8 protein-coding genes are annotated in these 13,107 nt (G+C 40.1%); 4 read left to right on the plus strand and 4 right to left on the minus strand.

The features are described 5' to 3' along the window. Positions 1 to 309 precede the first annotated feature (309 nt). Positions 310 to 1,386, minus strand: coding sequence for a methyltransferase (locus L2737_RS03130; RefSeq protein ID WP_229368861.1), 1,077 nt, complete (start codon positions 1,384 to 1,386; stop codon positions 310 to 312). Between the two features lie 173 nt (positions 1,387 to 1,559). Between L2737_RS03130 and L2737_RS03135 the strand changes: the two genes are divergently transcribed. Beyond that, positions 1,560 to 2,093 (plus strand): GNAT family N-acetyltransferase, encoded by a 534-nt coding sequence (locus L2737_RS03135; RefSeq protein WP_248954748.1) that lies wholly within the window; start codon positions 1,560 to 1,562, stop codon positions 2,091 to 2,093. A 172-nt stretch (positions 2,094 to 2,265) separates the two neighbouring features. Here the strand turns inward: L2737_RS03135 and cysK are convergent, their stop codons facing one another. After that, positions 2,266 to 3,231, minus strand: a complete 966-nt coding sequence (gene cysK, locus L2737_RS03140; protein WP_102526324.1) for a cysteine synthase A — start codon at positions 3,229 to 3,231, stop codon at positions 2,266 to 2,268. 377 nt (positions 3,232 to 3,608) lie between these two features. Between cysK and L2737_RS03145 the strand changes: the two genes are divergently transcribed. Then, positions 3,609 to 4,730 (plus strand): beta-ketoacyl-ACP synthase III, encoded by a 1,122-nt coding sequence (locus L2737_RS03145; protein ID WP_248954749.1) that lies wholly within the window; start codon positions 3,609 to 3,611, stop codon positions 4,728 to 4,730. 19 nt (positions 4,731 to 4,749) lie between these two features. After that, positions 4,750 to 5,982: a response regulator gene (locus L2737_RS03150; RefSeq protein WP_102526326.1), complete on the plus strand. Its 1,233-nt coding sequence runs from the start codon at positions 4,750 to 4,752 to the stop codon at positions 5,980 to 5,982. 114 nt (positions 5,983 to 6,096) lie between these two features. Here L2737_RS03150 and L2737_RS03155 read toward each other — a convergent pair whose 3' ends face one another. Next, a complete protein-coding gene (locus L2737_RS03155; RefSeq protein WP_248954750.1) occupies positions 6,097 to 8,451 on the minus strand; it encodes a carbohydrate binding family 9 domain-containing protein in 2,355 nt (784 codons plus the stop codon). A gap of 256 nt (positions 8,452 to 8,707) precedes the next feature. Continuing rightward, positions 8,708 to 9,472, minus strand: coding sequence for a sulfate transporter CysZ (cysZ, locus tag L2737_RS03160; protein ID WP_102526327.1), 765 nt, complete (start codon positions 9,470 to 9,472; stop codon positions 8,708 to 8,710). Positions 9,473 to 9,657: 185 nt separating this feature from the next. On the opposite strand from cysZ, the gene smc reads away from it, so the two are divergent. Continuing rightward, entirely contained in the window at positions 9,658 to 13,101 is a 3,444-nt protein-coding gene (gene smc / locus L2737_RS03165; protein ID WP_248954751.1) for a chromosome segregation protein SMC, read from the plus strand. Positions 13,102 to 13,107 lie beyond the last annotated feature (6 nt).

The raw sequence follows: 13,107 nt of genomic DNA on the forward strand, positions 1-13,107 counted from the left end.
AGTTAAGAGATTTGTGTAAGCAAACTTAATAAATATGTGTTTAATTGGTTGCCTGTTTGTTGATTTATTTGTGATGTGACTGAGGCCGGTTTAATTCAACCGAACTATCAATTGTTACAATATGCATCATTTTTACATTGGAAATTTAATGTTGCGCAATTGGATTTGTGAAGTTAATCACTATTTAACATGTGCTGTCATCGCCGTTGAAACGGCTGTTAGCTGGAGTCTTGTTTAAAAATGGTGGGTGTTAAATGTTAAAAAAAGCCCTTGAAGGGCTTTTGGATAAGTTAACATGTTAAAGAAAGTTTAGATGGGCTTTATTTTGCATCGCAGTAATGTATGGCCTAATCCAATATTGTCGATATCCTCATCGACGTAAAGCCCAGCTTCATTGATCATTTTGAGCATATCTTTGCTGTGATACATTCGACTGTAGCCATTAGCAATAGCAGTAAAGTATAGCGAGGTTGCATTAACGCAATAAGCACCAGCTTCATAAGGCTGTCTATCCCAATAGGTTTCTAAAATACACAGTTCACTATTGGGCTTCATTGCAGCCACTGTGCGTTTTAATATTGTGATGATTTGCGGTTTAGAAAAACAGTCTAGAAATTGGCTCATCCAGTACAAGTCTGCATGCTGACAAAAAGGTTTAGTTTCATCTAACAAGTCAGTTTCAAATGGCAACACACGATCCGCAACGTTATTATTACGCGCGTTTTCCATTGCGACGGCGAGTTGCCCTGGTAAATCCATAATGGTGACATTAACTTTGCTGTCAAAACTGGTACAAGCAAATGCCCATTTGCCGGTATTACCGCCAACATCAACGATATGCTCAGGCTTAGATTTAAAAATCATTGGCAGTAAACTGTCAAAAGCGTGATCAGAATAATAATGATCAAACTCAAACCAACTCCGCTTGATTTGCTCTGGCAATTGGCTTAATCCAGGGTAAATGGTTTCCCAATCACCCAAGTGTTTCAAACCGGCTGCTTTTCCTTGTTTCAAGGACGCTTCAAGCTCAAACAAACCTTGATAACAGACATCATGAATGAAATTTAAATTTTTAGATGCCATGTCATCATGCAGTAGAAAATGGCCCGTTTTATCTAGGTGATAATGGTCATCTTTACACCAAAATAGTCCCATACTGAGTCCCATATCCAGTAATACGTGGATGGCATATTCTGATAATTCATTACAATCCATAAGTTGTGGTAACGAAATGCCATTTTCACCCGCATCATCAACTTGTTTTAGAATGCCAAACTGGCTAAGACAACGAGCAACTTGAAAGCTGACAGGGGCAAAAGCAATTTTTTGTGCTTCAAATTTTGCCTCAAAAGCGGAGATTTTTTTAGGGGATTGGTAAAAAGACATAAAGTGAGTCAATTTCTTGCATTGTAATTAAGTGTGGCGATGTTAACAAACGCGATGAAATAAGAAATTGATCCAGCTCATGTGTTGAAATAAGACCTCATTCTGTCATTCTGTCATGATTTAATCATGTAAATAGGATTATTCTTTCAAAGGGAATGCAATAGGGATTGTTAATGATTACCACGCAGAGACTGACACTCAGAGAGTTTACGCTAGAAGATGCTGAATTCATTTATCAGCTAATGAATTCACCACTGTATATCAAGTTCATCGGTGATAGAAATATCAAAAATCGAGATGATGCTAAGACTTTTTTATCGACTAAGCTCATTCCAAGTTATCAGCTTCACGGTTACGGTTTATACGCAGTTATTCGCAATGAAGATAAGGCGTTGGTCGGTATGTGTGGCTTAGTGAATCGAGATGGGCTTGAGCACACTGATATCGGTTTTGGCTTTTTACCCCAATATATGGGGATGGGCTACGGATATGAGTCGGCGAGGGCTGTCATGAATTATGCCAATGAAACATTATCTCTTTCGCCTATATGGGCTATAACCAACCTACAAAACACCGCATCGATTAACTTATTAACAAAGCTTGGTTTGCTGTATCAGCAACAAATCTTATGGGGTGATGAGCAAGAACCGACATTACTAATGAGCACGCACGAATTCAGTTCTGTTGAGATCAGTAGTGATAAATGAGATGAATAACCTGCTTGATTTTATTTAAGCAAGGGTGATTGGGCGGTATTTAGCTTAATCAATGAGCCATTAATACCATGTACTATTAAGCACTATCACTCACGATAAAGCCCAGCAATTGCTGGGCTTACATTTACCAAAAACAGTCAAAGACGATTATGTGGTGAATCGTTTATTGAACGTTTTCGCTATCACCGAACTCACCCGCAAATAACGCAGATGATAAGTAACGCTCTGCTGCAGATGGCAGAATGACAACGATGTTTTTACCCGCAAATTCTGGCTTCTCAGCAATACGGTTTGCAGCGACGACAGCAGCACCAGAAGAAATACCCACTAAGATACCTTCTTCTTCCATTAAACGACGTGCCATTGCAATAGCATCGTCATTGCTGACCGCTTCAACAAGGTCAACTAAATCTAAATCTAAGTTACCTGGGATGAAACCTGCGCCAATACCTTGAATTTTATGAGGTCCAGGAGTTAATTCCTGACCTGCTTTAGCTTGTGCAATAACAGGTGAGTCAACTGGCTCTACTGCAACAGACACAAGGTCTTTGTTTTTACTTTTTAAATAACGACTAACACCAGTAATCGTCCCACCCGTACCGACACCTGCAACAAATGCAGCGACTTCACCATCAGTATCATTCCAGATTTCTGGGCCGGTAGTTTTTTCGTGGATTTCAGGGTTAGCAGGGTTGCTAAATTGACCTAAGATAAGGTACTTAGCAGGATCTGATTGACGGATCTCTTCAGCTTTATCAATCGCACCTTTCATTCCTTTAGCGCCTTCAGTTAACACGAGGTTTGCACCTAACGCTTTTAACAGTTTACGACGCTCAAGGCTCATAGTATTAGGCATGGTTAGGGTTAGCTTATAACCACGAGCAGCTGCTACATACGCAAGTGCAATACCTGTATTGCCTGAAGTTGGCTCGACTAGCTCTACTTCTTTAGTTAGGGTGCCTTTCTTTTCAGCATCCCAAATCATATTTGCGCCGATACGACACTTAACACTGAAACTTGGGTTGCGAGCTTCAACTTTGGCTAACACTTTACCATTGCTTACTCGATTAAGGCGCACTAGTGGGGTATTACCTAGCGTATATGAATTGTCTTCGTAGATGTTGCTCATGGTTTGCTCCTATGTTTGCATTGTCTAATGATAATCGGTTTAAGGTGCTTTAACAGTGATAGTTTGTTATTCGTTATGCCTTTTAGTTATTAGGTTATAGCCAAATATATTAATAAAGCATTTTCTTATATAACAGTGTCTTAGTTATACACCCTTAATGAACATTGATGGTCTGACCATCGGTTAAAGCAGTAATTAATGCTTAGTGATTGGTTTAGAAGGTAATAGACTGAGGTTACAAAAGCGCAATTTATCCTCATTCCTGCTGGCTTATATTGATTATAGATATCTATTGGTCATTGAGTTATCAGCTTCATTTTTTTGAGTGTTTTTAGATAAGTTGTTGTTTTCCTTTATATAGATACGGCAGACATAATATGAATAAAGTGGTTATTTCAGGAAGTGGTTTATATACACCGCCGCACAGTGTCAGTAATGAAGAGTTGGTTGAAAGTTATAATACTTACGTTAATGAACATAATCAGCTAAATGAAACAGCGATTGCTGCTGGTGACGTTGATGCATTAGCTCACTCATCAGCAGAGTTCATTGAAAAGGCATCTGGCATCAAAAGCCGTTACGTGATGGTCAAAGAGGGCATTTTAGACCCTAAAGTGATGATGCCATTAATTAAAGATAGGCCATCAGATGCGTTATCAATGCAAGCTGAAATCGGCATTGCTGCAGCAAAGCAAGCATTAGCGCAAGCAAAAGTGAATGCTGAAGATATTGATTTAGTGATTGTTGCCTGTGCATATACTCAGCGTTCTTATCCTGCTATTGCGATTGAAATTCAGCAAGCCATGGGCACAAAAGGTTTTGCTTACGACATGCTAGTGGCTTGTTCATCGGCGACTTTTGCCATTGTTAATGCGGTTAATGCGGTTCAATCTGGTACAGCATCACGGGTATTGGTGATTAATCCTGAGATTTGTTCCCCACAAGTGAATTACCGAGATCGTGATAGTCACTTCATTTTTGGTGATGTGGCAACAGCAGTGGTTGTAGAGAAAGCATCCATTGCACAGTCAGAACATGCTTTTAATGTGCTATCGAGTCAGTGTTTTACCGACTACTCAAATAATATTCGCAGTAACTTTGGTCACCTTAATCGCTGCGACCCAGTAGCAAGTAACGATAGTGACAAGTTGTTTCATCAACAAGGCCGTAAAGTGTTTAAAGAATTACTGCCAATGATTTATCAACATTTAGATAAACAGTTGTCGGAAGAGCAGATCCAAGCTAATGAATTTAAACGACTATGGTTGCACCAAGCGAATATAAATATGAATATGTTTGTAGTTCGTAAACTTCTCGGTGATAATGTTACAAAAAGTAAAGCTCCTGTGGTGCTAGATGAATATGCTAACACTGCTTCTGCCGGGTCTATTATTGCTTTTCATAAGTATAATCAAGACTTTAAAACTGGTGATTTAGGGCTATTGTGTTCATTTGGTGCTGGCTACTCTATTGGGAGCATCATTTTAGAAAAGACCTAATAGTAAATGGGTGAATTAATTGCGAATTCTGATTGTTGAAGATAATGAAGCGGTATCGAAGGTACTTCGGCATCTATTAATGCAAGACCTGCATTGTGAGGTAGATGTTGCCGCTGATGTCGCTTCAGCGAATGCCTTATTAGAACAGCACAAATACTTTGTCGTTGTAGCAGAGTTAAACTTACCAGATGCACCAGATGGCGAAATTGCTCAACTGGTGCTGATGTCTTATCAAACCCCTTGTATTGTCTTGTCATCTAACCTTGATTCTCGTCAGCGTAAGAAATTACTGAAGCTCGGTATTGCGGACTATGTATTAAAAGAAAACCGCTTTAGCTATGAGTATGTGGTGAAGCTGGTGGCCAGATTAGATCAAAATCAGCATGTAAAAGTACTGGTAGCAGATGATTCAGTCGTGAGCCGTAAATTCGTTAAAGTCCTTTTAGAACAGCAATTATTTACTGTATTAGAGGCCTGCGATGGCGCAGAAGCGATTCAAGTGCTGAACGACACGCCAGATATTCAGTTACTTATTACTGACTACAATATGCCGAATGTTGATGGCTTTGAATTAATTCTTAAAGTGCGTGAAAAATTCAGCCGTGAAGATTTGGCGATTATTGGTTTGTCGAATGATACTGATGAAAGTTTATCTGCACGTTTTATTAAAAATGGCGCCAATGACTTTTTGCAAAAACCATTTGTGCATGAGGAGTTTCATTGCCGTGTATTAAATACCTTAGACTCGCTCGATATGCTGCGCAGTTTATGGGAGCAAGCCAACCGAGATTATCTGACAAAGGCGTATACGCGTCGTTATTTTTTCAAGCAACATGAAAAAGATGTCAATGAAGCAGGGCAGTTTGCTTTAGGTTTAATCGATATTGACTTCTTTAAAAATGTGAATGACACCTATGGCCATGATGTCGGCGATCAAGTGTTATTTGAGTTCGCTAAGCGATTAAAAAATGCCTTTGGCCAACATTTTACCGTAGCCCGATTTGGTGGTGAAGAGTTTGTTGTTGCATTTAAAGGCTTAGATGGCGATCGTGCATTCACTGTCATGGATAAGTTCAGACAACAAATTGACGAGCAGCTTTTTATTACTGATGCGGGTGAGCTAAAGATTAATTTTAGTTGCGGTATTGCAAGTGCTGAAAGCACTGATAGTAATTTAGATACTTTACTTCATCGTGCGGATTTAGGCTTATATGAAGCGAAAGAAGCGGGCCGTAATAGAGTGATTTTTTAGTGTGAATTAATGATGTTTAATTCATGAATTAGACACAGATAAAAAGGACTGCCATGGCAGTCCTTTTTGTTTTTTCATTCCAGTCTACTACTTATAATTTAATTATTTTATCGATTAAAGCAACCACGCGTAGCTGACTTTCATAAAGTAGGTTTTGTCTTTTTGGGTTAAAGAGTCGATATCATCATTGGCAATTAAACCGTCTGAGTACCCCAAATAAAACACACTTTGTGGATTAAGTTTATAACCGTATAAAATTTCATTACCTAGATTTTGGTATTGTTCATTAGGCGACTGATGTAAATATAAATCAGTATCACGTTCAATGTCGGTATAGACACTGGTTAAACGTAAAAAACTATTTAGTGTAATTTGCCAGTTAAGGCGAAGGTCAGTTAAATTTGCGGTAAATAAACGGCCTTCATCTACATCCAATGCTTGGTATTTGTGATTAACGTCTAAGATGATTGATTCAGTGATTTTCCACTCAACACCTGGGTTGAACATGGTTAGAGTCGCAGGGCGATCGTTGGCATAATCAATGTCATCACCGTAGTTCATATCAAACTCGAGCTTAAGTGATTCAATTGGCACAAAGTTGGTATAAAACCACATTAAATCTAACGTATACATTGTGGTGTTATCGTCAATGGCCAATGATGAGCTGTCTTGACGACGACCAACACGGTCTTTATGGACAAAACCACTGGCGATATAACTTTGCCAGCCGCCATTCAGTCTGATGGCCGCTTCTGCTTCTTGTTCAATTTTTTCATTGTTTTGGTTATGGGTAATATCCCAATCACCACCAAATTCAATTTTGTTAAAGAAACTGTCAGTTGGGTACCAATAATAATTACCGCCAGCGACAAACTTGCTTGCATCTATACGTTCAATAAAACCTAAATCCGCTCTAAAGTCCTCTCCAATTGATTCATAACGAGAGAAAGCGCGCCAATTGCGTTTTTCATGCTCATAGCTAACACGGTACATATTGTCAGAAAAGTTATCTTGTTTTTTTGTACGCAGTACTCGCTCATTGTAATCACAATTACCAAGCTCACAGTCCTGTGGCGGAGTTGAGCAATCATCACCGTTACAAAACTGCTGAAAGAAATCCTCAGGATACTCAGTATCTGAAAACACATACTGTGCGGTAAAGGTGTCTTGGTCGGTTGGCTGCCACTTAGTATCAAGACTGGCCACATAGTTATGATAATTCTCAGATTGCTTTGCCGTGACTAAGCCGCCAAATGAGAGTTCTTTACTGGGGTCGAAACGATAACGAGCAGCAAGGTTATAGCTTTCTTCATCAATGGTGGCCACATCAGAGCTTAAGTTGCCAGGCACTAAAAACTGCGTTTTCTCATCGTTAGCAGCCAGCACAGCAAGGGTGTGATCATCGGTTTTGCTGGTGAGTTTTACTCCGTAATCAGGAGAGCTGATATTACGGGTGTGTAGTAAACTTAACTGAGTATCGAAATAGTCTTTATTATCTAAGAAGAAAGCACGTTTTTCTGGGTAAAAAAGAGCGAAATTATTATTTACATCTAACTGACCCGAATCGGCTTCAACCTGTGAAAAGTCTGGATTAATGGTGGCATTTAATAAGGTTGTTGGCGTAATTCCCCAACGTAAGTCGAGGCCGACTTCAACGTTATCTTCATCTTCCCAAGGTTGATTAGGGTTAAGCTCTCGCTGACTATTACGAGAGCCCACAACAGAAGGAGTAATTTGAATATCTTGTCCTTGCTGGGCCCCAGCAAGACCAGTAGCGGTACCTAGCTGACATAACTGACAAGATACATTACGGTCAATCTTGTGGCTTGAAATTCTATGGGTTTCGTTACGCGGGTAAAAACGTACTAGTTCTATTCCCCAAGTTTGAATATCTTTATTGTCATCAAAATTGAACAGCCGCAGTGGCAATTCTACTTCGACTTGATAGCCTTGGTCAGTCAGCTTGCCGCTGCTGTACCAAATACCATCCCATGCATCGCTTTCTTCACCCGTTAATTCATTTTCTATAGAGTCATTTTGTACGCCATAAGGGTTAATAAAAAACTGATAGGCAAGGCGGGCGTTATTAAACGTATCCAGTTTGATCCCTACTTGGTCATCACCCCAAGAGTTATCTCGGTCGCGTAAATTGGCTCTTATTTTTGATGGGTCAACATCATGGGCTATAAAGGCAACAAATAAGCTGGTTTCAGTGGCGAAAATTTTCGCATCAGTGCTCACTGGCGCAGGGATGTTTTCACCTGGTGAGGTTTCGTAATTGAGCTGGACTGTTGTCGCTTGTTGCCATTGAGGCTCTGATAAGTCGCCATCAATCTCAACACCTTGAGATAAAGTGGGAATGTTAACTGTAAATTGGCTGGGATCACCGGCCGAAGCAGGTGTTGATATGGCGCTACTCGCCAATAAAATTGCATAACAAAGAGTCTGAATCGTAAAGGTTTTATTCACAAGTCACGCTGATTTAAAATTAGTTTGCGCAATTGTCGCAAAAACGCCGTCAAATATCGTTAATTATTTGTAGCTTAATAGTTTCAAATTGTTACAGCGCTTTACAAAGAAAGAGAGTTGGCGTATCAAAAGCTTAAATCACTCGAAGTAAAAACACTAAAAAGCCCCAACATTGCGCTGAGGCTTTCATTTGTTTTTTTGATAAACAAGGCTTCTAAAACTGAGGTATTTGTTACTTAGCCTTATTAGTTCAGCTTTATTCTGGTGCTATTTCTGGGTGCTTATATGCTTCTCGATATTTGTCGACCCACATAGCGGTTGCACCGCATATTGCCACAGGCATCACGATAAAGTTCACAATAGGGATCATTGAGAATAACGTTACGGTAGCGCCAAAGGTATAACTGGTTCCTTTGGTTTGGCTGAGGGCGAACTTCATATCGTTAAATGGCACTTTGTGGTTATCAAATGGAAAATCACAATATTGAATGGCCATCATCCAAGCACTAAACAAAAACCATAAAATTGGCGCAGCGGTTTGGCCAACCACTGGAACGATAAATAAAACTAAAAAGATTAATGCTCGTGGCAAATAGTATTTAAGTTTTATCCATTCGCGTCCGAGAATACGTGGTAAATCTTTAATTAAATCAATTGTAGTACCCGAGTTTAATGACTTACCAGTCAAGTGCATTTCCACTTTTTCAGCTAACAACCCATTAAATGGCGCAGCAATCCAGTTCATCACTGAGCTAAATACAAATGACATCACCACCAGTAAACTAATAATCGCTAGAGGCCACAAGAAAAAGTTGAGCCAAGTAAGATACTCAGGAATTTGGCTATTCATCCAGCCAAAAAGATCGTCTAGTTTACCTACGGCAAAATAGATCGCGGTTGAAAACAAGATTAAGTTAACCATTAATGGAATGAATACAAATGTACGAAGACCTGGCTGTTTAATCAGCTTAAAGCCATCTAGAAAATAGTTAACGCCACTTTTTACGGGTTGGATTGCCATCTAATACGTCCTTGAAAAAACTGCTTATTACTGATTGTGGTGACGCATTGGTCGGAAAACAAGCCTTAAAGTGTGTTTAAGTCATAAAAATCGTTACAAAATGCAGCGCGATTGGTAAAGTTAGTCATATAAGTCTTTCTTATAAAATAATACTTTTCATCCTTACGGACGACCAAACAAGCACAATGCGATTAAAACAAATAAAACTTGCTGGCTTTAAGTCGTTTGTTGACCCAACAAAAATTCCCTTTAACCAACCCCTTACGGCGATTATTGGCCCGAACGGCTGCGGCAAGTCCAATGTGATTGATGCTGTGCGTTGGGTACTTGGGGAAAGCAGTGCCAAACATTTACGTGGCGACTCAATGATGGACGTTATTTTTAACGGTTCCAGTGCCCGTAAACCCGTATCTGTCGCCAGTATCGAGCTCAGTTTTGAAAACCTAGATGGCAGATTGTCGGGCCAATATGCCAGTTATCAAGAAATCTCTGTTAAGCGCCAAGTGAGTCGTGAAGGCGATTCGAATTATTTTCTCAATGGTCAAAAATGTCGTCGCAAAGATATTACTGATCTATTTATGGGAACAGGTCTTGGACCGCGCAGCTATGCCATTATTGAGCAAGGGACCATTTCAAGACTGATTGAGTCTAAACCTCAAGAATTAAGAGTCTTCATAGAAGAAGCGGCAGGAATATCTCGTTACAAAGAACGTCGTCGTGAAACAGAAAACCGCATTCGACATACCCGTGAAAACCTTGAGCGTTTAAACGATATACGACTAGAACTTGGCAGCCAGTTAGAAAAATTAGATCAGCAAGCACAAGCTGCAAAACAATATCGAGAGCTCAAACAACAAGAGCGTGACTTACATGCTCAGCTGTTAGTCATGCGTTATCAAGAACTGCAAAATCAAACCGATGGCTTAGCCAAAGAAATGCAGCAGCTTGATGTTAGCATTGCAGCCGCCAATGCTGATGGCGAAAGCACTGAACTCACCGTTACACAATTAACATCTCAGTTAGCTGATTTATCAGATTCGGAGCAAAACCTTGTTGCGCAGTTTTATCAAGCTGGAACCGAGCTTGCTAAGCTTGAGCAGCAATTAAAGCATCAACAGCAACAAGACTCTCAGCTTGAAAAACAATTAAAAGACATAATCAATCAACAAGGGGTTGCAGCACAAGAGCTGCAGGCTCTGACTGTACAAGAAAAGCAGCTTACTCATCATGTTGCAGAGCTGATGCCTGCTCTAGAGCTTGGCGAAAATGAATTGCAAATCATTGACGAGCAGTTACAAGATGTTGATGAAAAAGCTTCTGATCTTCAACAACATTTAAGCGTGTTATCGGATACGGTATCTAATGCAAAAATGGAAGCTGCACTGACTCAAAACAAATTACAGCATCAGCAATTGAGTTTATCTCAGCAACAGCAGCAATTGATTGAGCTCAATACAGAGCTGCAACACAATAATGATGAGAATAATCAAGCTGAGTTAACTGAACTCGATAGGCAAATAAAAGCATTTACCCAGCAGCTTGAAATAGAAGATGAAGTAAAACATCAGCTCTTTGAAGAGCTGGCGATTAAGCAAGCAAGTTTACAGCAGATCAGTGAGCAGTATCAGCAAAACAAACAACACTTAACCTCGGTGGTTGCCCGTCATGAGTTAATTGATCAGTGGCTTAGCAATAATGAACCCGAAGATCGTCAAGCACTATGGCAAGTTGTTGAGGTGACCCAAGGTTGGGAGCAAGCGGTTGACTTAGTTCTTCAAGGTGTACTTGCTGCTTCAGTGCAAAAAGAGTCATTAAATACTGATGTAGGTGTGAAAGATGATTTAGGTTTTAATCTACGTGAATCTGCCTATATAACTGAGCAATTAAGCGCACCAGTTAATTTAAGCCCATGGTTAGAACAAGTGATTTGGGCTGACAGTATCGGTCATGCGAAACAATTATTGACGACGAGTGAAGCAACCAATGAACACGCATTAATCGCTAGTAAAGATGGCAATCTAATTGGTCATGGCTTTGTTATCACAAAGTCTGAAGGTAAACAGTCAGAGCTTGCACTGAAAAATGAACGTCAGCAACTGTTGACTCAAATTGAACAATTACAAGAACAATTGTTCAATGAGCAAGTGTCTGTAAGTGAGTTAACACAGCAAGTTGCCGATGTTCATGCTCAAATGAGTGCGGCGCAAGCAAAATGTCATCAATTGCAGCTTGATTGCAGTAAGTTTGATGCTCAACGTCAAAGCCTGCTTAAGCAGCAACATGATAATCAACGTAGGCGAGCAAACCTGGATGAACAGGTAGCAAACTGCATCAAACAAATTGCTCTTGGTAAACGCAATGTAGAACAGTTAACCGCAGAAACTGAGCGACTTAGCCAGTTACATCAACAGCAGGTGACTGAACAGCAAAAAGCTAATGAAGACTGGCAAACCACAAGTCATCAATTGCGTGAGTATAAAACTAAACGAAGCCAGCATGATCGAGAGGTCTCGCTTTTGCGTCAGCAATTGCAAAAATTGCAAACTCAAGCTGCGGTGACGCAAGCACAGCTCACTAAACAACAGCAGCAATGTGATGTATTGGTAGAACAAGCTAGCCAGTTGAGCTTGACTCAACAACAAAGCAGTGAAAGTTTAGGTGATAAACAGCTGGAACAACTTCAGCAACAGCTTGCTCAGCAGCTTGATATTCAGCAATCAAAGCAACAATTGTTAAATTCAAACCGTACTCAACAGGCTGAGCTACAATCTCGGCTAGATAGTGCGGTATTGATTCAAAAACAACAGCTTGGTGGGCTTCAAAACTTGACTCAAACGCTCAGCGGGTTAAAGTTACGTCGTGAAGGTTTAAAAGGTCAGGCCAATGGCCAATACCAATTGCTTGAAGAGCAACAAATAAATATTCAGGCGGTGCTAAAACAGATCCCTGAAGCAGCTAAAGTCAGTGCTTGGCAGAAAGATCTAGATAAAGTTAGAGCTAGAATTAGCCATTTAGGGGCAATTAACCTTGCCGCTATTGAAGAATTTGAGCAGCAAAGTGAGCGTAAAGCCTATTTAGATAATCAGGATGATGATTTAAATAAAGGCTTAGCTAGCCTTGAAGAAGCTATTCGAAAAATAGACAAGGAAACCCGCAGTCGATTTAAAACGACTTATGATGCGGTTAATGCTGACTTATCAAAATTGTTCCCGAAAGTGTTTGGAGGCGGTAAAGCTTACCTTGCATTAACTGATGATGACTTACTTGAAACGGGGGTGACCATTATGGCGCAACCACCAGGTAAGAAGAATAGTACAATTCACCTTCTTAGTGGTGGAGAAAAAGCGCTAACCGCTTTATCATTAGTATTCGCCATATTTAGACTCAATCCAGCACCTTTTTGCATGTTGGATGAAGTTGATGCACCTTTAGATGATGCCAATGTTGAGCGTTTTTGTCGCTTACTAAAAGAGATGTCACAAAGTGTGCAATTTATTTATATCAGCCACAATAAAATAACGATGGAAATGGCTGATCAATTAATAGGTGTCACTATGCATGAACCGGGCGTTTCACGTATAGTCGCAGTAGATATCGATGAAGCGGTGGCACTAGCCGACGCGGAATAAACAGGA

It is taken from the genome of Shewanella electrodiphila, assembly GCF_023283985.1.
In the GTDB taxonomy this organism is placed as follows: Bacteria; Pseudomonadota; Gammaproteobacteria; order Enterobacterales; family Shewanellaceae; genus Shewanella; species Shewanella electrodiphila.